Here is a 20,398-nt window from a genome sequence, read left to right on the forward strand (position 1 = left end):
CCCTTCACCGGCGTGAAGCCTTGAGGGTCAGGGGCCAGTGGATGCGCCGCCCCAGCGCCGTCTCCCCCCAGGCGGCCGCCAGGGCCGGAGCCAGTCGCTCCAGGGGATCGTGGCCCAGGGCGGCCCGATAGCGGGCGCTGGCCGACCAGCTGGAGCAGTAGCCGAGCAACTGCTCCAGGGTCCAGGTGGCTTCCATGGCGAAGGGCGGGGTCTCCAGGCTCTCGAAGGGCAGCACCAGGTCGCGGTAGCCGCTCTCCACCAGCGCCTTCTCGGGGGGCCAGTAGGGACCGACGATGTCGGCGTAGAAGTGCTGCAGGAGCGCATCGGGCCCTTCCCCCTCCAGCTCGGGGATGCCGTAGCTCCAGACGGCCAGCACGCCGCCGGGGCGCAGCACCCGCTCCACCTCACTGAAGAACCGGGGCCGATCGAACCAGTGCGCCGCCTGGGCCACGGTGACCAGATCGAGGCTGTCCGCCTCCAGGCCGGAGTTCTCCGCCTCCGCCAGCCGGTAGTGCACACCGGGATGGGGACGGGCGGCGGCCAGCTGGGAGGCGCTGGCATCGGTGGCCACCACCTCGGTGAAGTGGGCGGCCAGGCCGATGGCGGCCTGGCCCGTTCCGGTGGCGCAGTCCCAGGCCCGCTGGCGGGCGGGGGTCATCCCGGCCAGCCAGGCGAACAGGGGCGCCGGATAGGTGGGCCGGTAGTGGGCGTAGGCCCCGGCCACCGAGCCGAAGTGATCGGTGAAGCCCCCGCTCATGCCACCCCCCGGCGATGCCGCCTCGCCAGCAGCAGGCAGCCCACCAGGGCGGTGACGGTGCTGGCCGCCAGCAGGACCAGCACCCGTCCGGATCCGACCGGCCCGGCCGCGCCGAATCCCAGCCGCACGAGGCTGCCGGCGAGTCCGGTTCCCCCCAGCGCCAGCCCTGCCCCCAGCCCGCTCCGTCCCATCGGCAGGACCGTCAGGGAGGTGGCCGTCAGGCTGGTGACCACGAGGCTGTGGAGCACCCCGAGCAGGGCGAGCTGCGGCAGGCCGGGCCCCCGGGGCAGCAGGAGGCCCACCACCAGGACCCCGGCCAGCAGCAGGATCCCCCCCGCCAGGGAGGGCAGCCGCCCCCATCGGCCCACGGCCCGGGCGGTGAGCGGCGCGCCGATTGCCGAGCACAGCAGCAGCACCGATCCCGGGCCCCAGGTTTCCGGTCCGGGCGCAGCCGATCGGGCCAGGCGGGGGAGCAGGTCGAGCAGGATCTGGCCCAGGCCACCCACCGCCAGGGCGAGGCCCAGCAGCAGGGCGGCCTGGACCAGGTCGGCGGGGCCGAGGGGGGTGGCGAGCCGTTGGCGGCCGCCGGGGCCCTGGCCGTTGCGGAAGCTCAGGGAGGCAGATGACCGGCCCGACCGCAGCACCGTCAGGCCCAGGGCCAGCACCAGAGCGCCCAACAGGAAGGTGGCAGCGGGGCCCAGCCGCAGGGCCAGGCGGGCCAGGTCGCCGGAGAAGGCACCGATCAGCCCCTGGCTCACGGTCAGAACCGCCACGGCCAGCGGCAGGGAGCGCAGCGGAACCGCTTCGTTCAGCTGGGCCAGATTGGGACTGGAGGCCCACTGCACGGCCACCACCCAGAGCACCATCAGCCACGGCAGGCCTGGGCTGAACCAGGGGGATCCCTGCTGGAGCAGGCCCGCCGTGGTGAGGAAGATCAGGCCGGCCAAGGTCACCGCCACGGTGATCGGCAGCAGCCGGCCGCGGGCCTGGTCGCCGTGGCGATCGGAGAGGGCCCCGCTGAGCGGTTCGACCACCAGGCCGAGGAAGCCGCCCAGCAGGGCGAAGACCGCCAGCAGGTCGGTGAAGCCGAAGCGCTGCAGCAGCACGGGCTGGTAGGTGCTGTAGACGATCCACCCCAGCTGCAGGCAGGCCTGCAGGGCCACCACACCCCCGACGAGGCCCCAGGGGATCGGGGGAGCCTCAGGCCGGGCCGAAGCCCCGGGCTTGAATGGCTGCACAGGTGTCAACAGCAAGGCCGTCTGCGCCCATACCTAGCGGCAGTGGAGGCAGACGGCCGCGGGCGTCAACGCCTGCCTGATGCGACGCCCTGCTTGAGGCGACGGGCGACGGACTTCAGATCCTGCATCAGGCAGGAGATTCTGGTCTTCGTTGTCAAGGCGATGGGGTCGTCATAGCCCAGGGCCTCGCGCAATCTGTGCAGCGACTGTGACTGCGTGGCTTCACGAAAGATCGCTGTGGTGAAAGGGTGGCGCTTCATGATCCTTGGCCGTTCGGCTTTGCGGCCACTGGCCCCGGAGCCCATCTCGGCGCGTGAAATCTGGATCGGATGTTCCGCCGCTTCCAGGCGGGATGCGGCGGCGTCGCCAAGTACAGAGGAACGGATCCGATCCCTTTCGCGCTGCTCATGCAGGGCGAGGGTCTCGATGTGCAGGTTGATGAGGGGGTGGCTGTGGTTGCTCCACGCCAGCCAGCTGTTGAAGTAAAAGTCTGCGTAGTCATCGAGGCGCTCAAAGGCGTTCGCCATCGAAGAGAAGGAGCGGCGCATGGCGAGCCATGTGTCGAAAGGGTCGCGATGGGTGAAAAAGCAGGTATGGGGAATCTGGCGGTCGTCAAGCATCTCCACCAGGCTTGGTGCGGCTGAGCCATCAGGGAAATGCCGGAATCTCCAGCCCTCGCCAAAGGTGTGGTCGCGGATCATCAGGACGGAAGCCTCCTGATGGGCGAGGAAGCTGTCGACGAGCAGATCAAGCCGTCGTTTGTACTCCTGGAGGGCCTCTTCCCTGGTGAACAGCTCCAGGGCGCGAACCCGATGCAAGGGATCTTCTGGGAAATAGGTTGTCGGTGAGTTGTAGGAGTAAGGGTTGGTTTCGCCGGTGAGCCAGGCGTTCTCATCCAGGGCTTTGGCGATGTAGTGAAAGAGGTAGGTGCCTGCGGAACAGGGAAGATTGGCGACCAGGACAATCCGTTTGTCCATGCTCTCTTTCTGATGGCTCGCGATCATAGGCCGCAAAAAGCCCCCGCTGGTGGGCGGGGGCTGGGAAGGGTTCGCATGGGGAAGCGGCTCAGACCTTGCGGCTGTAGAACTCCACCACCAGCAGTTCGTTGATCTCGAGGGCGACCCATTCGCGCTCGATGCGGCCGCCCACCTTGGCGGTCATCTTGGCCTTGTCGAACTCGAGGTGGGGCGGGATGTTGGCCAGGCCGGGGAAGGCCAGATTGGCTTCGGCCAGGGCCTTGCTGCACTTGCGCTCGCGGATGGCGACCACGTCGCCGGCCCTGCACTGGTAGCTGGGGATGTCCACCACACGGCCGTTCACGGTGACGTGGCCATGGTTCACCAGCTGGCGGGCACCGGGAACGGTGGGGCCGAGGCCGAGGCGGAAACAGATGTTGTCGAGTCGGTTCTCGAGCAGCTTGAGCAGGTTGGTTCCGGTGGAACCCTCTTGGGCACGGGCTTTCTTCACGTAGCGCACCAGCTGACGTTCGGAAATGCCGTAGTTGAAACGCAGTTTCTGCTTTTCTTCGAGACGGATCGCGTATTCGGAGCGCTTGCGACGGGCTTGGCCGTGCTGACCGGGGGGATAAGACCGTTTGGCGGCCTTACGGGTGAGACCGGGAAGGTCCCCCAAGCGCCGCGTGATCCTCAGGCGAGGGCCGCGGTAGCGAGACATAAGGGAAGGTGACGGAGGTGGATGGTGCGACCCGGAGGCCGGACGGCGTGGTTCACGCTTGCGGCATGCTGGGGAAACCCGGATGCCCGCGCGTGCTGCGCCAACCACCCACCCTAGGCGGCGACGGTCCCGGCCTCCTCCAGGGCGCCCTACCGGCCCCTCCGGCCGCCCCCCTCTCCGCCGCAGTGGCCGCCGTGCTTCTGGCCCTGATCGGCGCCTACCGGCGCTGGATCTCCCCCCTGCTCGGCCCCCGCTGCCGCTTCATCCCCAGCTGCAGCGCCTACGGGCTGGAGGCGATCGGCCGCCACGGGCCCTGGCGCGGCGGCTGGCTGACCGTGAAGCGCGTCTGCCGCTGCCATCCCTTCACCCCCTGCGGCTGCGACCCGGTTCCGGACTGATGCAGGAGCTGCTGTTGTTCACGCGCCAGGGTTGCTGCCTGTGCGAAGGCCTCGAGGAGAAGCTGGGGGCCCTGGATCCCCCCCAGCCCCTGCAATTGATCGACGTGGACACCGATCCGGCCCTGCAGGGGCGCTATGGGCTGGCCGTGCCGGTGCTGGCGGTGGCGGCCGCTGACGACGGCCCCCTGCGGGAGCTTCCCCGGGTGTCCCCCCGGCTGGCGGGAGCCCAGCTGCAGGCCTGGCTGATCAAGCAGGGGGTCCGCTGAGGGCCACGCTATGACAGGCGCCAGCTTCGTCCCGCCGGACGCCGCCGGCGCCGCCATGTCCCCGCTGCTTCAGCCGCTCCTGCACCAGGTGGGCCTGCCGCCGCTGCCCGACCCCACCGGCGCCCTGGCCCAGGCGGTGGTCAGCGGTGTCAGCTGCGATTCCCGCCGCGTCGGCCCCGGCACCCTGTTCGTGGGCCTGCCCGGCACATCGGTGGATGGCGGCAGCTTCTGGCCCGAGGTGCTGGCCGCCGGTGCGGTGGCGGCGGTGATCGGGCCGGCGGCGGCCAATGTCCGGCCCCCGGCCCCCGGCGATCCGGTGCTGGTGGTGGAGCCGCCCCTGGCCCTCTGGGCCGGCCGGCTGGCGGCGGAATTCTGGGGCCAGCCCAGCCGGCGTCTGGCCCTGATCGGTGTCACCGGCACGAACGGCAAGACCACCACCACCTACCTGATCGAGCATCTGGCGGCGGCGTCGGGCCACCCGTCGGCCCTGTTCGGCACCCTGCAGAACCGCTGGCCGGGGTACAGCGCCACAGCCACCCACACCACCGCCTTCGCCGATCTGCTGCAGGCCGATCTGGCCCAGGCCGCGGCGGCCGGCAGCAGCATCGCCGCCATGGAGGTGAGCTCCCACGCCCTCGATCAGCGGCGGGTGGCCGGTTGCCGCTTCGCCGGGGCGGTCTTCACCAACCTCACCCAGGACCACCTCGACTATCACCCGTCGATGGAGGCCTACTTCGAGGCCAAGGCGCAGCTGTTCGCCTCGGATCTGCTCGACGGGGGCGCCGTGGTCAACGTCGATGACCCCTGGGGGGCCCGCCTGGCCGAGCGGCTGGCAACGGCCGACCGGGGACCCGGCGCCGGCCCCTGCTGGCGCAGTTCCCTGGAGGATCCGGCGGTGGAACTGCACATCAGTGATCTGGTGATGGGCGCCGACGGGGTGAGCGGCCGCCTGCACAGCCCGCTGGGGGAGGGGACCTTCCGCTCGCCCCTGGTGGGACGCTTCAACCTGATGAACCTGCTGGAGGCGGTGGGGGCCCTGCTGCAGCAGGGTCTGGCCCTGCCGCCGCTGCTCGACGGCCTGGCCAGCTTCCGGGGTGTGCCGGGACGCATGGAGCGGGTCGGCGGGCCGGCGGGGGTGCCCCTGCCATCGGTGCTGGTGGATTACGCCCACACCCCCGACGGCCTCGCCAATGCCCTGGCGGCCTGCCGGCCCTTCAGCCAGGGGCGACTGATCTGCGTGTTCGGCTGCGGCGGTGACCGGGACCGCACCAAGCGGCCCCTGATGGCGGCGATCGCCGCCCGCCTGGCCGACGCGGTGGTGGTGACCTCGGACAACCCCCGCACCGAGGACCCCCAGCGGATTCTCGATGACGTGGTGGCGGGGATCCCAGCCGGCACCGAGCTGGTGGTGGAAGGGGACCGGGCCGCGGCGATCGCCGCCGCCATCGCCGCGGCGGCGCCGGAGGACCTGGTGCTGATCGCCGGCAAGGGGCACGAGGACTATCAGATCCTCGGCACCACCAAGGTGCATTTCGATGATCGGGAGGAGGCCGCCAGGGCGCTGCAGGAGCGGACGGGCGGCTGAGGCCGCTGTGCCAGGTGATGAACATATCCACCGGCAATGGGGCGCCTCGGGTGTAGTTTCCCGATCCACCCCATCCGTATTCATGTCTGCTTCCATTCCCATGCCGAAGAAGTTCCTGGCGGAGCTGATCGGCACCTTCTGGCTGGTGCTCGGGGGCTGCGGCAGCGCCGTCCTGGCGGCCGTTTTCCCCTACGACAACGCCGCCGCCAACCCGCTGGGTCTGGGTTTCCTGGGCGTGTCGCTGGCCTTCGGCCTCACCCTGCTCACGGCGGTCTACGCCATCGGCCACGTCTCCGGCTGCCACATCAACCCGGCGGTCAGCTTCGGCCTCTGGGCCGGCGGTAAGTTCCCCGGTTCCGGTCTGCTGCCCTACATCGTCGCCCAGGTGCTGGGGGCCGTGATCGCCGGCGGCGTGATCAAGCTGGTGGCCAGCGGCCGACCCGGCTTTGAACTCACCGGCTCCAACCCCCTGGCCACCAATGGCTTCGGCGCCCACTCCCCCGGCGGCTACGGCCTGCTTGCGGCCCTGGTGATCGAGGTGATCCTCACCTTCATCTTCCTTCTGGTGATCCTGGGAGCCACCCACAAACAGGAACTCGGCGCCATCGCCGGCGTGCCCATCGGCCTCTCCCTCACCCTGATTCACCTGATCAGCATCCCCGTCACCAACACCTCGGTGAACCCCGCCCGCAGCACCGGCGTGGCCCTCTGGGTGGGTGGTGAGGCCATCGGCCAGCTGTGGCTGTTCTGGCTGGCGCCCATCGTCGGTGCCCTGTTGGCCGGCTGGTTCTACAAGGCCGCCTTTCAGCCCACCGAAAGCTGAGTCAGCTGGGCCAGCAGCCGCTCCACCTCGTCAGCGGTGCTGACCAGGTGGGTGCAGGCCCGCACGCAGCGGGGGGATTCCAGGGTTCGCAGCCAGGTACCCCGATCCCCCAGCCGCTTCACGACGGCGGCCGGATCCAGGGGTTCTCCCCCGGGTTCGGCCATCGTGAAGCTCACCAGCCCCGCCGGCGGGGGCACCGTCAGCAGGGTCTGGACCCCGCCAATCCGCTGCAGGCCTTCCCACAGCTGGCGGCTGCGCTCCCGGATTGCACCCAGTCGCACGTCGGCATCGCCTTCGGCCTCAAGCAGCTTCAACGAGCTGTCCAGCCCGGCGAACAGGGGGGTGCAGGAGGTGGCCACCTCGAAGCGGCGGGCGTCCCGGTGGTAGCCGCCGGCGCCGGGGCCGTCATGCTCCAGGGTGCGCCAGCCGATGAGGGTGGGGCTGCTCGCCTCCAGCAGCCGCTCGGAGACCGCCACCGCACCCAGCCCTTCCGGGCCGCAGCACCACTTGTGGCCGGTGCAGGCATAAATGTCGGCGGCGGCCGCCGCCTCGGCCACCGGCAGGCTGCCCAGGGACTGGGCCGCATCCACCAGCAGCCAGGGATGGCGGGGATGGCCGGCCAGCTGGGACGCCACCGCTGCGATCGGCATCGTCTGGCCGGTGTTCCAGAGCAGGTGGGAGAGCACCACCAGCCGCGTGCGGGGGGTGAGGGCCGCCTCCAGCCGCTCGCCCACCGCCGCGGCTGTGGCGGCGGCGTCACCGGTGAGATCGGCCACCGCCAGGGAGGTGATCCGCAGCTGGTGGCGCCGGGCCAGCTCCTCGAGGGCGGCCACCACGCCGTAGTGCTCGGCATCGCTGACGAGCAGCTCATCCCCCGGCTCCCAGGGCAGGCCCCAGAGGGGCAGCACGCAACCCGACGTGACGTTCTCGGTGAAGGCCACCCGCTCCGGCACCACGCCGAACCAGGACGCCAGCCGCTGCCGCAGCCCTGAGACCGTGCGGTTCACGTAGGGCCAGACGTTGTCGCTGAAGGGGCCCAGCTCCTGGATGGTGGCGAAGGCTTCGCTGATCGCCGCCAGCGACGGGGTGGGCAGGGGCCCCTGGCCGCCGTAGTTGAAGTAGGTCTTGTTGGCCAGTGCGGGCATCAGGGCCCGCAGGGGCATGGCGGTCTCGGCGGGCAAGGGCAGGGGTGGAGGCGCCGGTGAAGCATGGCAGTGGACGCTTCACGCTGGAAGCTCCAGCGAACCCACCGGAGGCTCACCCTTGGGCTGCTTGTCGGCCTTCCAACGCCCGGCGATCGACTTCTCAACGTTGAAAAATTCAACGCTGAATTGATATACGCAGAAAGGTTAAACGCTGACAGCTCCAGAGGAAACAATCAGCGGAACGATTCAGCCCGGAGAGACTTCCGTTCTTCGTCTCAGTTGCTGGAGATCACCTGGCCCACCACCACGGCCGCCACGGCCGAGAACAGGGTGATGCCAAGGGCCGTCAGGGGGCTCTGGCCCTGGGCCACCGCCAGGGTGGTGATCACGCCGGCCCCGAGGCTGGCCACGGCGAGTTGGGAGGTGAGTTCGCTGCCGGAGCGGGGGCTGGGGCTCGGGGTCACGGCGGCTTCGTCACGATTGATGGCCTGACGCTACGGGCGATGAATCGTTCGTCACCGTCGACGCCGCCAAGCTGTTACGAGGCGTGGTTGTTCTTCATGAAGCCGTTACATCGGGCCGCTTCGATGCAGGGATCGATGCATTGAATGTCTTCCACTTTCGTGCCGATTCGCCTCAGGAAGCCCTCCCGGCTCCCGAGGCCGGCCGGGCCCGGCCGCTGCTGGCCCAGCTGCGCAGGGCCTCCAGCTGCTCCCGGGCCGTCCGCGAAAGAGGCACCACCTGGCTGGCCGCCGCGATCAGGTCGGCCTCGCCGAGCTCGCGGCCCTCGCCGAAGGCCAGGTGCATGGCCTCGATCACGGTCTGCTCCAGTTCGGCACCGGAGAAATCGGCGGTGCGGTCCACCAGCACTTCCAGGGGGATGGCATGGCGGGGCCGTCGCCGCCGCAGCTGCAGATCCAGGATCGCCCGGCGTTCCTCCGCATCGGGCAGCTCCAGCAGGAAGATCTCGTCGAAGCGGCCCTTGCGCAGCAGCTCCGCCGGCAGCCGCTCCACGGCGTTGGCGGTGGCCACCACGAACACGGCGCTGCTCTTCTCCGCCATCCAGGTGAGCAGGCTGGCCAGCACCCGCTGGCTGGTGCCGCCGTCGCTGCGGCCGTCGCCACCGCCGAAGCCCTTGTCGATCTCGTCGATCCAGAGCACGCAGGGGGCCATGGCTTCGGCCCGCTGGATCATCTCCCGCGTGCGCGCCTCGCTGGCCCCCACCAGGCCCGCGAACAGGCGCCCCACATCGAGGCGCAGCAAGGGCATGGCCCAGCTGTGGGCGATCGCCTTGGCAGTGAGGGACTTGCCGGTGCCCTGGGGGCCGATCAGCAGCACGCCCCGGGGCAGGGGCAGGCCGTAGCGCTGGGCCTCCTCGCTGAAGGCCCGGTGGCGCTGCTCCAGCCAGTGCTTCAGGGTTTCCAGTCCGCCGATGTCGGCCGGGGTGGCTTCGGTGGGGCAGTACTCCAGCAGTTCGCTGCGGGCGATGGCCTGGCGCTTCTCCTCCAGCACCTCCGCCAGGTCCTCGATGCCCAGCTGCCCCCGCCGGGCCAGGGCCCGGGCCGCCAGCTGGCGCACCCGCTGCTCGCTCAGCCCGTGGCAGGCGGCGGTGAGCTGCTCGAGCACCCCAGGCTCCAGGGGCTGACCGCTGGCCTCGGCGATGGCCCGCAGCAGGCGGCCGATCTCCCCGGCCTCGGGCAGGGGCAGCTCCAGCAGGGTGACGCTGTCCTCCAGCTCCCGCGGCAGCTGCCACTCCGGGGCGCTGATCACCAGGGTGTGGGGCACCTGGCGCAGGCCCGCGGCCAGGTTGCGCAGGCGCCGGCAGACGCCGGGGTCGTCGGCGTAGCGGTGGAAGTCCTTCAGCAGCAGGATCGCCCCCTGCTCGGCCGGCAGCCCGTCGAGGGCGCCGAGGGCCGCCATCGGCTGACGCACTGCCTGCCCCTCCAGGCCCGGGGAACCGCTCAGCCCGCCGATGAAGTCCCAGCGCAGCAGGGTGCGGCCCCCCAGGCGCTGGGCGGCCCGCTCCAGCAGGCCCTCCACCCGCTCCTCCTCCAGGCTGCGGATCCAGAGGATCGGCGTGCGGGAGCGGATCAGAAGATCCAGCTGATCGCCCAGGTCGTGGACCATGGCTCAGCGCAGGGAGCGGAGTGCCGCCCAGCGGGGGTCACCGTCCCCATCGCCGCTGGCGTCGTCGGTGGGCAGCGGCGGGCCGGGGCAGTCGGGGCCGCAGCGGTTCACCAGGGGCAGCTGCAGGCTGAGCTGCTCGAACAGCCAGCGCTCCGGATCGAAGCTGCCCCCTGGATCGAGGCACTCCACCGGATCCTCGGCCGCGAACACCACCTCCTCCTCTTCGGGGCCGGCCACGGCGATCTCCAGCAGCTCCCGGGCCGTGGCGGCCAGGGCGTGGTTGTAGGTCTGCAGGCAGCGGTCGCAGCAGAGGGTGATGATCGTCTCGGCCGTGCCCTCCACCTCCAGCACCGTGCCGTGGTGAAGGGCCCGCACCCGGCCGCGCACCGGGGTGAGGCTGGCCAGGCCGGCGATGGACTGGTCGACCGGCCAGGTGCGGCCCTCGCCCAGCAGCCGCAACTCCTGCAGGGGCAGCGGCTGCAGCCGGGTCATTTCTTGGTCTTGGGTTCGAAGGGAAGGCGGCCGCCAGCGCTGCCGCCGCCGGCCGTGGCGGTGGCGGGCTGCTGGGCGAGCTGCTTGTCGAGGATCGCCTGCAGGTTGTCGGGCAGGGCCTCGCGGGTGAGCAGGAAGGTCTGGACCCCCTGGAACACGTTGGCGACCACCATGTAGAGCAGCACCCCGGCAGGCAGCGGGAAGAACAGGAACATGGCCGTGATCATCACCGGCGTGATCTTGTTGGCCGTCGCCTGCTGGGGGTTGGCGGGCATGCCCATGCCCGAGAGCAGCTGGGAGGCGAACAGGGTGGCGCCGAAGGCCCCCACCAGGATGGCGATGTCCCAGTTGACGGCGCCATCGGTGTAGAAGCCCACCTGGCCCAGGGCCTTGATGAACAGGAAGCCGCTGCGGGCCGCCAGGCCGGGGATGCGGGCCTCGACGGTGGCGTCGCCGGGGGCAAGGGCCGTGATCCTGCCCTGGTCGTCCACCGTCACCACGCTCTCGCCCTTGGTCACCACCCAGCTGGGGGTGAAGCTGTCGCCGTGCTCCACGGTGCCGAGGAGGGAGGCGAAGCTGGTGCCGTCCTTGCCGTGCAGCTCCACCTGGGTGCTGTCACCGACACCGAGCTTGGTGCCGCCCTCGAGGCTGGCGATCACCGGCACGTGCTCGGTTTCGCTGATGAAGATCGAGTGGCTGGCGCTGTTGAAGGGCTTGGCCTCCACCGCGGCGATCTCCTCGGAAGGGAGCACCTTGAGGTTGATCGCGTAGGGGACGTCGGCGAAGGGGGACCCCCGCAGGGTGGCGAACAGGGCGAAGAGGATCGGCATCTGCACCAGCAGGGGCAGACAGCCCGAGAGGGGACTGCCGAACTCCTTCATCAGACCGCCCAGCTCCTCCTGCTGCTTCTGGGGGTTGTTGGCGTACTTGGCCTTGATCTCCGCCTGGCGCTGCTGCATCACGGGCTGGGCGATGCGCATGCGCCGGGCGCTGCGGATCGAGCCGGCGCTCAACGGGAACAGGGCGAGGCGGATGACCACGGTGAGGGCCACGATCGCGAGCCCATAGCTCGGAACCAATCCGTAGAAGAAATCGAGGATCGGGAGCAGCAGGTTGTCGGAGATGTAGCCGATCACGGCAGGGGTGCGCTGGGGTGGTGGATCTCGGCTGCCAGTGTGCCCGACCGGGGCGACCGGATGGGGGTCCGGTGGTCAGGCGCTTTCACGGGCCGGGGGGGCGAAGCCGGCGGCACCGGTGGCTCCGGAGGCGCGGGAGCCGGCCTTGCCGCGGCTCTCGCGCTGCTCCTCGATGAAGGCCTCGAGCTCCCGGAAGCGCGGCACCGCCCGCATTTCGAGCTTGGCGCCGTCGTTGAGCACCACCACCATGTCGCCCCAGGCGCCGAAGCCCCGTGGCACCGAGCGCACCTCGCGGATCTGGCTGTAGACCACCTGGGTGCGGTCACGGCCGAGCCAGCCGCCGCTGACGCTGATGCGCCGGCTGGTGATGCGGAAGCGCAGCCACAGGGCCCGGACGATGGCTCCCACAGCAAAGGGGATGCCGATCAGGGTGAGGCCGAACAGCAGGTTGACGATCAGGTCGCCCCTGGCGGGGCCGCCTTCGTAGAAGACCGTCTCATTGATCTCGAGTTTGTTCTCCACCCTGTCCTCCGGGGTCATCGAGCAATCCTGCCTGGCGCAGCAGCTGGGCGCATTCTCCCAGCAGCTGGTCCTCGCTGCGCTCGAGGCAGCCGGGCTTGAGGGTGATCAGCAGCCACAGGGGCTGGCTCGGGGCCGGCGGGTGACGCCGCAGATGGTCGTGGAAGAGGCGCCGCAGGCGGTTGCGACGCACCGCCAGCTTGCTCACCTTGCTGCTGACCACGATCCCGCAGCGCCAGGGGCTGGCGGTGGGGGGCGTGCTGGAGGTCCCGGAGAGGGGCGTACCGGGGGGCAACAGGGACGGCTCCGCCGCCAGGACCCGGAGCAGCAGCCCCGGTCCCTGGTAGCGACGTCCCTGGCGGTACAGACGATCGAAGACCCGTCGGCCCTTCAGCCGGTGCTGCTGCGGCAGGGCCACGGACCTTCCCGGCCGGCCTCAGACCGCCAGGCGGGCCCGGCCGCGGCGACGGCGGGTGCGGATCACGCGACGGCCCGTGTGGGTGCGCATCCGCACCCGGAAGCCGGACACGCGCTTGCGCTTGCGGCTCGTTCCTTCAAGGGTGCGCTTCGTCATGCTGCTGCTTGCTCAGTGGGTCACCCTATCAGTTGGTGTTGTTGGGCACGATCTGGATCAGCCAGCTGCCCAGGTAGCCCGAGACCGGGATGTCGCCGGGGGCTTGGGCCAGGGCGTTGAACTGATACATGCCGGCGTTGAACGGGTTGAACACGTTCATGTAGACACCGATCGTGTCCTTGTCGGACACGGGGGTTTCCGGAAAGATCTCGATGGATCGCCCGTTCTCCGACACCTCGATCGTGGCGGGGATCGTTTCCAGGCAGCGGGTTCTCTTCAGCATCCCGCCCTCACTCATCCGGCACAGCTTCACCTGCTTGGGATCGATCTTGGTGTCGAAGTGGCTGGGAACACTGATGCTCAGCTTGAGGATGGCCGTCTTGCGATCCTTCGGCCGCAGCATCAGGTAGTACTCCGCCCGCTGCATGCGGACGGTGTCGGTGGTGAAGAAGTAGAGCTTGCGGTAGTCCTTGTTGTTCTCCCAGCGGAACTCCATCAGGCCGGGCGTGCCCTGGGCGATGGACGGGGTAGTGGCGACAGGGGAGAGGACGGTGGCGGTGGCGACGGCCAGCGCTCCGAGGCCGGCGGTGCCCAGACGGCCGATCAGGGCCAGGGGCTGGGACCGCTCGCGCGGGAAGGACGACATGGCTGGGAGGAACTTCATGCTGAAAGTCTCAACACGCCCGTGCGTCTGCCGCGCCTTCAGTGGTCGGCGGGGGAGCTGGCTGGGGCCGAAGGCTGGCCCGCATCAGCCCGGTCGGGCCTCAGCCGCGCCGCCTCCCGCAGATAGGGGTGGACCTCCTCCCGGCCGGCATCCAGCCAGGCGTGGGCCAGGAGCCGGATACAGCGGGGCAGGTCTCCGGCCACCGCCATCTGCTGGCAATCCAGCAGGGCGACCCGGCCCCAGTCGGCCCGGCGCCGGGCGATGGCGGCCGGGAAGCAGGCGTCCAGATCGGCGGTGACGGAGAAGGTCACCGACAGCACCCGGTCCCCCGCCAGGTCGTTGCGCTGCAGCAACTCCTCGATCAGCTCCGCCACGGCCTCCGCGATCGCTTCGCCGGTGTTGGCGCTGGCGGTGGTGGCTCCCCGCAGGGCCCTCAGCTCGAGACCAGGCTTCATGACGTCAGGGGCGATGGAGCCAGAGGGGCTGGCCGCTCCAGGCCAGTTCCAGGCTCAGGGACTGGGAGAGCTGCTGCATCAGTGTGCTGCCCGGCAGCAGCCCGAGCAGCTTCCTGGGCGGTTTGCCGAAGCTGACCGTCCGGGCCTTCTCCGGATCCAGCCCCGCCAGCTCTGCCGCCAGGCGGCGGGCGCTCTCCTCGTCCCCCAGGACATCCACCAGGCCGAGCTCCAGGGCCTGGGCGCCGCTGAACACCCGCCCGTCGGCGAAGCCGCGCACCACGTCCGGCTCCAGGCCCCGGCCTGCGGCCACCGCGGCCACGAACTGGCCGTAGCTGGCGTCGATCAGCTCCTGCAGCAGCTGCCGTTCCGCCTCGGAGAGGGCGCGGTCGGGAGAAAGGATGTCCTTGTAGAGGCCGCTCTTGACGGTTTCGAAGCGGATGCCGATCCGCTTCAGCAGCCGCGACAGATCATTGCCCCGCAGGATCACGCCGATCGAGCCGGTGATGGTGCCGGGATTGGCGACGATCTTCTCCGCCGCCACACCCACATAGACGCCGCCGGAGGCGGAGATGTTGCCGAAGCTGGCCACCACCCGGCAGCCCTTCTCCCGCAGCCGCATCAGGGCCGCATGGATCTCCTGGCTGTCGCCGACGGTGCCGCCGGGAGTGTCGATGCGCAGCAGCAGGGCGGGGCACTCCCGCTGCTGCACCTGCTCAATGGCCTTCAGCACCCGGACACGGGTGCCCCCGGCGATCGGCCCCTCGATGGCGATGCGCGCCAGGGTTCGTCGGGACTTGCGGCACCAGGGCCAGGGCATTGTGGAGATGCGCGGTGGCTGGATCCTAAAAAGAAGGCCCGGACGGGCCTGTTCGCCGCCCTCCGCCCCTCCACCGCCGCCCCAGGACTCACGCCCCATGCCCCGGACCCTGCGCTGGGTGTTGATGCTCCTGCCCTTCGCCCTCTGGGGCACCGCGATGGCGGCGATGAAGCCGCTGCTGGGTGGGGCATCGCCGGCGATGCTGGCCAGTCTGCGGCTGCTGCCGGCCGGGGTGGTGCTGCTGCTGGCGGCCCGCCTGCTGGGGCGTTCCTGGCGGGTCGATCCCGTGGATTGGCCCTGGCTGCTGCTGTTCGCCGCCGTCGACGGCAGCCTGTTCCAGGGGCTCCTGGCCCGGGGGCTGGGCGAGACCGGGGCGGGCCTGGGTTCGGTGCTGATCGACTCCCAGCCCCTGCTGGTGGCCCTGCTGGCCCGCACCCTGTTCGGCGAGGCGATCAACCCGGTGGGCTGGCTGGGCCTGCTGATCGGCCTGCTGGGGATCCTCTGCCTGGGACTGCCGGGGGAGGTGCTGCGCCACTGGTGGCTGCAGGGGCCCCCGGCCCTGCATGGGCAGGCCTGGAGCCACGGCGAGGCCTGGATGCTGGGGGCGGCGGCGGCGATGGCGCTGGGCACCGTGCTCTGCCGCTTTGCCACCCGCCGCAGCGATCCGGTCGCCGTCACCGGCTGGCACATGCTCCTGGGCGGTGTGCCCCTGCTGCTGGTGGCCGGCGGGGAGGCGCTGCTCCGCCCGGAGACGGTGAGCTTCTGGCCCCACTGGAGCCCGCTGGAGTGGGGCCTGATGGCCTACGCGGCCCTGCTCGGCAGTGCCCTGGCCTATGGCCTCTTCTTCTGGTTCGCCAGCAGCGGCGACCTCACCGGCTTCACCGCCCTCACCTTCCTGACGCCCGTGTTCGCGGTGCTGTGCGGGGTGCTGCTGCTGGACGAGCGGCTGGGGCCGCTGCAGTGGCTGGGGGCGGGGCTGGCCCTGCTCTCGGTGCTGCTGATCAACCAGCGCGGCCGGCTCTGGCAGCTGGGCGGGCGGACGGAGCCGGTGCCGCCATGACCCGCACGGTTCTCTTCGTTCACCAGAACTTCCCCGGCCAGTACCGGCACCTGGCGCCGGCCCTGCAGGCCCGCGGCGACCGGGTGGTGGCGATCGGTGGCCCCAGCAGCCAGCCCCTGCCCGCCATCCCCCTGCACCGCTACGACCCCCTGCCCGCCGGGGGGGTGCCGCCCTGCCATCCCTGGGCGGCCGATTTCCAGACCAAGATCCTGCGGGCCGAGGCGGTGGCCCGTTGCCTGGAGGCGCTGCTGAAGGACGGTCTGCGGCCCGATCTGGTGGTGGGCCATCCGGGCTGGGGGGAGCTGCTGGTGGTGAAGGACCTGCTGCCGGCCGTGCCGGTCCTGCACCAGGTGGAGTTCATCTATCAGCTGGCGGGCGGCGATGTGGGATTCGACCCGGAGTTCGCCGACGCCGACTGGCGCCCCCGGGCCCGCCTGCGCCTGCGGCGGGCCACCCAGCTCCTGGCCCTCCAGGACCTGGACTGGGGTCTGGCCCCCACCCCCTGGCAGGCCAGCACCGTGCCGGCCCCGTACCGCCAGCGGCTGAGCGTGATCCATGAGGGCATCGACACCGCCGCGATCGCCCCCCAGGGCCCCGCCCGCCTGCAGCTGCAGCGCGCCGGCCTGAGCTTCGGGCCCGGCGATGAGGTGGTGAGCTTCGTGGCCCGCAATCTGGAGCCCTACCGGGGCTTCCACACCTTCATGCGCATGCTGCCCCGGCTCCAGCAACTCAGGCCCGGGGCCCATGTGGTGATCGTGGGCGGCGATGGGGTGAGCTACGGCGCCGCGCCCCCCGGCGGCGGCAGCTGGAAGGAGGCGATGCTGCGGGAGCTGGGCGATGCCCTCGACCGGCGCCGGGTCCATTTCGTCGGCCGCGTGCCCCACCCGGTGCTGCACGAGCTGTTCCGGGTCACAGCCTGCCACGTCTATCTCACCGTTCCCTTCGTGCTCAGCTGGAGCCTGCTGGAAGCGATGAGCTGTGGTGCCCTGGTGATCGGCTCGGCCACCGCCCCGGTGCAGGACGTGATCGAGGACGGCCGCAACGGTCTGCTGGTGGATTTCTTCGATCACCGGGCCCTGGCCGAGCGGCTGGCGGGGGTGCTGGCCGACCCCGCCGGCCACGCCGGGCTGCGCAGGGAGGCCCGGCGGACGGTGGTGGAAGGGTTCGATCTGCACCGGGTCTGTCTGCCCCGGCAGCTGGAGCTCGTGGATCGGCTGATGGCCGGATCGGCGACACAGGACGGAACGGCTGGGGAGCGATAGGTTCCCTCCGATTCGCCCAGCCTGTTTGCCCGCCCTGCCCCGCCGCCAGCGCCGCCGGTTGCTGCTGATCACCCTGGTCCTTGGCCTGGCGCTGTTCGCCTGGCAGCTGGGGACGACGGGGCTGGTGGATGAGACGCCGCCCCTGTTCGCGGCCTCGGCGCGGGCGATGGCGGAGACGGGCGACTGGCTGATTCCCCGCGTCAACGGCCTGCCCCGCTACGACAAGCCGCCGCTGGTGTACTGGCTGATGGGGCTCGTCTATGCCCTGCCCGGCCAGGAGCAGTGGAACCCCCTCGGGACCTGGGCCGCCCGTTTCCCCTCCGCCCTGGCCGCCATCGGCGTGATGCTGGCCCTGGCGGACACCCTGCTGCGCTGGCCCCAGCCTCCGTTCCAGGCCGCCTCCACTGCCGCCCCGGCCGCCGCCCCTGCCGACGCCTCCCCTCCGGCGACGGAGCGTCCGGGCCTGACGGCCCTCACCGCCGCCCTGGCCTTCGGCCTCTCGCCCCTGGCACTCGCCTGGGGGCGCACGGCGGTGAGCGATTCCCTGTTCAGCGGCCTGGTGGCCCTGGCCCTGCTGCTCTGCTGGCAGGCCTACGCCGACCCCGGACGGCCCTGGTGGCTGCCGTGGCCCGTGCTCGGGCTGGCCGTGCTGGCCAAGGGGCCGGTGGCGGTGGTGCTCCTCGGCCTCACCCTGCTGCTGTTCGGCTGGCTTCAGGCCGACATCGCCGGGCTGTGGCGGCGGCTGCGGCCGCTGCGGGGCCTGGCGCTCACGGCCCTGGTGGCGGCCCCCTGGTACCTGCTGGCGCTGTACAGCGAAGGGCAGCCCTTCTGGGACAGCTTCTTCGGTTACCACAACCTGCAGCGCTTCACCGAGGTGGTGAACCGCCACCTGCAGCCCTGGTGGTTCTTCGTGCCGGTGATGCTGGTGGCCAGCCTGCCCGTCTCGCCGCTGCTGCTCGTCGGCCTGGCCCGGGCCATCGGACCGCTGCGCCGCTCCTGGTGCCCCACCTGGCCCCAGCCCCCGGCGGCCTCCCTGGCCCGCTTCGCCGCCTGCTGGCTTCTGGCGGTGCTGCTGTTCTTCACCGCCGCCGCCACCAAGCTGCCCAGCTACTGGCTGCCGGCGACGCCCGCCGCTGCCCTGCTGATCGCCCTGGCGGCCCAGACGGGCTGGTCCGTCGATGGCGGAGAGGCTGGCGGCCGGCCCTGGGAGCGCTGGGCCTGGGGCCTCAGCCTGCTGCTGGTGAGCGGGTTGGGGCTGGCGTTCCTGGCGGCTCCCCTCTGGCTGCCGCTGATCCAGGATCCGGAGATGCCGACGCTGGCGACGGAGCTCCGGGGCAGTCCCCTGGTGCCCGTGGTGGCCGCCTGCTGGCTGCTGGCCGCCCTGCTGGGCTGGATCACCCGGCGCCTCCGCCCACCCCTGCGCCTGCTGGCCCTGCAGCTGCCCCTGGTGCTGTTCGTGCCCGCGGCCCTGCTGCCGCTGTGGAGCGTGGGCGATCGCCTGCGGGGTGAGCCCGTGCGCCGCATGGCAGCGGCCCTGCAGCGCGAGGGCCGTCCGGGGGAACCCGTGGCGATGGTGGGCGTGCTCAAGCCCTCCCTGCATTACTACAGCCGGCGGGTGGTGATCTACGAGGGCATCGGCGTGGAGGGTCCCCTCAACCTGGCGGACCGGCTGCGCCGCGAGCGCCGGGTGGGCCAGCGGCCCAGCACGCCGGAGGACCAGCCCACCGTGCTGGTGGTGATCGATCAGACCACCGCCCGTGCCCCCTTCTGGCGCCATCTCGGCGCCAGCGAACTCGACAGCGCCGGCGTCTACCGGCTGTGGCGCCTGGATCGACGCCGCCTGGAGGACTCCGTCGCCATGCTGCGCCTGAAGGGGTTCGCCCCCGACTGGCAGGACCCCCGGCCGGAGCGTTACTGAGCCGCCGGCAGGTGGATGTGGAAACGGCTCCCCACCGCGATCTCGCTGTCGACGTCGATGGAGCCCCCCATCGCCTCCACCAGCAGCTTCACCACCGACAGCCCAAGGCCCGAGCCCCGTTCATGCTCGATGGCGTTGCGGCCGCGGTGGAAGCGATCGAACACCTTGGGGATGTCCTCCGGGGGGATGCCGATGCCCTGGTCCCGGACGCTGATGCACAGTTCCGCGTCGTTCCTCGTGAGCTCCAGGCAGATCGGTCGACCCGGCGGGGAGTACTTGTCGGCGTTCTCGATCAGGTTGAGCAGCACCTGCTGGAGGCGATCGGTCTCGGCCACCGCCCGGATCGGCCCCTCGGCGGCCTCCTCGGGAAGGCTGAGCAGCAGCGGGCGTGACAGCTGGCTGCGGGCGAGGTCGCAGGCGGTGGTGAGCACCTCATCCACCGCCACCGGGGTCAGCACCATCTGGAGCTGGCCGGACTCGCTGCGGGAGAGATCCAGCAGGTCGTTGAGCATGCGGGTGATGCGATGGGTCTCGGCCTCGGTGGTGGCGAGGGCGCGCATCTGCTCCGGATCCAGGTTCTGGCCGCGGCGCTGCAGCCGGCGCAGGTAGCCGCCGATGATCATCAGGGGGTTGCGCAGCTCATGGGAGACGAGTCCCACGAAGTGCCGCTGCTGGCTCCAGGCCAGGGCCAGCCGGTCGAGCAGCCCATTGAAGGACTGGGCCAGCTCCTCCACCTCCAGGGGAGCCTTCTCGAGCTTGAGATGGCTGCTGGCCAGGCTTTCGGTGGTGACACCGGCCGCCATGCGGTTGAGATCCCGCAGCGGCTGGAGCAGCCGGCGGGTGAGCACGGAGATCGCCACCAGGGTCAGCACCAGGCACAGGATCCACACCACGGCCAGCCCCAGCAGCATGTTGCGCAGGCTGGACACGTTGTCGCTGATGTCCTCGGCGACCCAGAGCTGGCTGCCGCCGGGGGACTGGTGCAGGGTGTAAGTGAGAAAACTGTTGCCCTCCGGATCCTTCACCAGGCGGCGATCCGTGCCGACCAGCAGGGGCGTGAACGATCGGACCGACCAGGTGCCGCCCTGCGCCGCCATCGCCTGCCCGACCAGGCCGGGCAGGGCCACCAGTTCACCGGCGAGCGGCCTGGGCAGCAGCAGGGAGCCATCCCCGTGCCGCACCCAGAAGAAACGCTCCCGCGAACTGCGGCGCTCCAGCTCCCCGCCCAGGAGGGCGGCGTGGCTGGCGGACGGATCGGCGACGAGCCGGTCGAGCGCGTCGGCCAGGGAACCCGCCTCCTGCCGTTGGTCATGGTGCTGGTGATGCAGCAGACAGTCCCGGTTGATCAGGAGGGTGAAGGCGGAGGCGGCGCTGAAGCCCAGGAAGACGGACGTGAAGGCCGCCAGCCGGAGCTGGCCCAGAAGGCTTCCGAACATCCGGTGACGCCAGCCACGGGGAGGGGCCCCTGTCGGGGGGGCCATCGGTGGG

The 20,398-nt window shown here is 70.9% G+C and carries 23 protein-coding genes; 7 read left to right on the forward strand and 16 right to left on the reverse strand.

All coding sequences use genetic code 11. The annotated features are described in order from the left end of the window. Positions 1-4: 4 nt before the first annotated feature. The 4 genes from H6G99_RS08295 to rpsD all read right to left on the reverse strand — a co-directional run bounded on the left by H6G99_RS08295 (position 5) and on the right by rpsD (position 3,669). Complete coding sequence (locus tag H6G99_RS08295) at positions 5-757, reverse strand: class I SAM-dependent methyltransferase (protein ID WP_190610990.1); 753 nt, start codon at positions 755-757, stop codon at positions 5-7. Then, positions 754-1,995: a hypothetical protein gene (locus H6G99_RS08300; RefSeq protein WP_143594096.1), complete on the reverse strand. Its 1,242-nt coding sequence runs from the start codon at positions 1,993-1,995 to the stop codon at positions 754-756. Before H6G99_RS08300 ends, H6G99_RS08295 begins: the two co-directional genes overlap by 4 nt. Positions 1,996-2,060: 65 nt before the next feature. Next, positions 2,061-2,972 (reverse strand): hypothetical protein, encoded by a 912-nt coding sequence (locus H6G99_RS08305; protein WP_190610991.1) that lies wholly within the window; start codon positions 2,970-2,972, stop codon positions 2,061-2,063. 88 nt (positions 2,973-3,060) lie between these two features. After that, complete coding sequence (gene rpsD, locus H6G99_RS08310; RefSeq protein WP_094585400.1) at positions 3,061-3,669, reverse strand: 30S ribosomal protein S4; 609 nt, start codon at positions 3,667-3,669, stop codon at positions 3,061-3,063. Positions 3,670-3,734: 65 nt separating this feature from the next. Between rpsD and yidD the strand changes: the two genes are divergently transcribed. The 4 genes from yidD (at position 3,735) to aqpZ (ending at position 6,741) form a co-directional block, all read left to right on the forward strand. Beyond that, complete coding sequence (gene yidD, locus H6G99_RS16205) at positions 3,735-4,067, forward strand: membrane protein insertion efficiency factor YidD (RefSeq protein ID WP_199297070.1); 333 nt, start codon at positions 3,735-3,737, stop codon at positions 4,065-4,067. Beyond that, positions 4,067-4,333 (forward strand): glutaredoxin family protein, encoded by a 267-nt coding sequence (locus tag H6G99_RS08320; RefSeq protein ID WP_190610992.1) that lies wholly within the window; start codon positions 4,067-4,069, stop codon positions 4,331-4,333. Before yidD ends, H6G99_RS08320 begins: the two co-directional genes overlap by 1 nt. A gap of 55 nt (positions 4,334-4,388) precedes the next feature. Beyond that, the gene (locus tag H6G99_RS08325) at positions 4,389-5,918 is read left to right on the forward strand and encodes a UDP-N-acetylmuramoyl-L-alanyl-D-glutamate--2,6-diaminopimelate ligase (RefSeq protein ID WP_190610994.1); all 1,530 of its coding nucleotides are present in this window, start codon (positions 4,389-4,391) and stop codon (positions 5,916-5,918) included. Positions 5,919-6,018: 100 nt separating this feature from the next. Then, entirely contained in the window at positions 6,019-6,741 is a 723-nt protein-coding gene (gene aqpZ / locus H6G99_RS08330; protein ID WP_190611141.1) for an aquaporin Z, read from the forward strand. Here aqpZ and H6G99_RS08335 read toward each other — a convergent pair. The 11 genes from H6G99_RS08335 to sppA all read right to left on the reverse strand — a co-directional run bounded on the left by H6G99_RS08335 (position 6,723) and on the right by sppA (position 14,670). After that, positions 6,723-7,886 (reverse strand): aminotransferase class V-fold PLP-dependent enzyme, encoded by a 1,164-nt coding sequence (locus H6G99_RS08335; RefSeq protein WP_190611143.1) that lies wholly within the window; start codon positions 7,884-7,886, stop codon positions 6,723-6,725. The two genes, aqpZ and H6G99_RS08335, sit on opposite strands and share 19 nt — an antisense overlap. 275 nt (positions 7,887-8,161) lie before the next feature. Next, complete coding sequence (locus H6G99_RS08340; protein WP_094585404.1) at positions 8,162-8,350, reverse strand: hypothetical protein; 189 nt, start codon at positions 8,348-8,350, stop codon at positions 8,162-8,164. 172 nt (positions 8,351-8,522) lie between these two features. Further along, positions 8,523-10,013, reverse strand: coding sequence for a Ycf46 family AAA ATPase (locus H6G99_RS08345; RefSeq protein WP_094585405.1), 1,491 nt, complete (start codon positions 10,011-10,013; stop codon positions 8,523-8,525). Between the two features lie 3 nt (positions 10,014-10,016). Beyond that, on the reverse strand, positions 10,017-10,505 hold the full coding sequence (locus tag H6G99_RS08350; RefSeq protein ID WP_190610995.1) for a YceD family protein: 489 nt from the start codon (positions 10,503-10,505) through the stop codon (positions 10,017-10,019). Next, positions 10,502-11,641 (reverse strand): membrane protein insertase YidC, encoded by a 1,140-nt coding sequence (gene yidC / locus H6G99_RS08355; RefSeq protein WP_190610997.1) that lies wholly within the window; start codon positions 11,639-11,641, stop codon positions 10,502-10,504. Before yidC ends, H6G99_RS08350 begins: the two co-directional genes overlap by 4 nt. 75 nt (positions 11,642-11,716) lie before the next feature. Continuing rightward, on the reverse strand, positions 11,717-12,181 hold the full coding sequence (locus H6G99_RS08360) for a PH domain-containing protein (protein WP_190610998.1): 465 nt from the start codon (positions 12,179-12,181) through the stop codon (positions 11,717-11,719). After that, complete coding sequence (gene rnpA, locus H6G99_RS08365; RefSeq protein WP_094585409.1) at positions 12,138-12,578, reverse strand: ribonuclease P protein component; 441 nt, start codon at positions 12,576-12,578, stop codon at positions 12,138-12,140. The genes H6G99_RS08360 and rnpA overlap by 44 nt, the downstream gene beginning before the upstream one ends. Positions 12,579-12,596: 18 nt before the next feature. Further along, positions 12,597-12,734 (reverse strand): 50S ribosomal protein L34, encoded by a 138-nt coding sequence (gene rpmH, locus H6G99_RS08370; RefSeq protein WP_015108935.1) that lies wholly within the window; start codon positions 12,732-12,734, stop codon positions 12,597-12,599. A gap of 28 nt (positions 12,735-12,762) precedes the next feature. Then, entirely contained in the window at positions 12,763-13,380 is a 618-nt protein-coding gene (locus H6G99_RS08375) for a DUF2808 domain-containing protein (RefSeq protein ID WP_190611000.1), read from the reverse strand. Between the two features lie 56 nt (positions 13,381-13,436). Beyond that, a complete protein-coding gene (gene aroH / locus H6G99_RS08380) occupies positions 13,437-13,853 on the reverse strand; it encodes a chorismate mutase (protein WP_094585411.1) in 417 nt (138 codons plus the stop codon). Between the two features lie 4 nt (positions 13,854-13,857). Beyond that, positions 13,858-14,670 (reverse strand): signal peptide peptidase SppA, encoded by an 813-nt coding sequence (gene sppA, locus H6G99_RS08385; RefSeq protein WP_094585412.1) that lies wholly within the window; start codon positions 14,668-14,670, stop codon positions 13,858-13,860. Positions 14,671-14,767: 97 nt separating this feature from the next. Between sppA and H6G99_RS08390 the strand changes: the two genes are divergently transcribed. Genes H6G99_RS08390 through H6G99_RS08400 form a run of 3 tightly spaced genes read left to right on the forward strand, consistent with a single transcriptional unit; the run spans position 14,768 to position 18,910 of the window. Further along, complete coding sequence (locus H6G99_RS08390; RefSeq protein ID WP_190611001.1) at positions 14,768-15,730, forward strand: DMT family transporter; 963 nt, start codon at positions 14,768-14,770, stop codon at positions 15,728-15,730. Beyond that, positions 15,727-16,992, forward strand: a complete 1,266-nt coding sequence (locus H6G99_RS08395) for a glycosyltransferase (RefSeq protein ID WP_190611003.1) — start codon at positions 15,727-15,729, stop codon at positions 16,990-16,992. The genes H6G99_RS08390 and H6G99_RS08395 overlap by 4 nt, the downstream gene beginning before the upstream one ends. 25 nt (positions 16,993-17,017) lie before the next feature. Then, on the forward strand, positions 17,018-18,910 hold the full coding sequence (locus tag H6G99_RS08400; protein WP_190611004.1) for an ArnT family glycosyltransferase: 1,893 nt from the start codon (positions 17,018-17,020) through the stop codon (positions 18,908-18,910). On the opposite strand, the gene H6G99_RS08405 is transcribed toward H6G99_RS08400, so the two are convergent. Continuing rightward, a complete protein-coding gene (locus H6G99_RS08405; RefSeq protein ID WP_190611006.1) occupies positions 18,904-20,346 on the reverse strand; it encodes a sensor histidine kinase in 1,443 nt (480 codons plus the stop codon). The genes H6G99_RS08400 and H6G99_RS08405 overlap by 7 nt on opposite strands. Between the last annotated feature and the right edge of the window lie 52 nt (positions 20,347-20,398).

Source organism: Synechococcus sp. FACHB-909 (assembly GCF_014698945.1).
GTDB lineage: Bacteria > Cyanobacteriota > Cyanobacteriia > PCC-6307 > Cyanobiaceae > Cyanobium.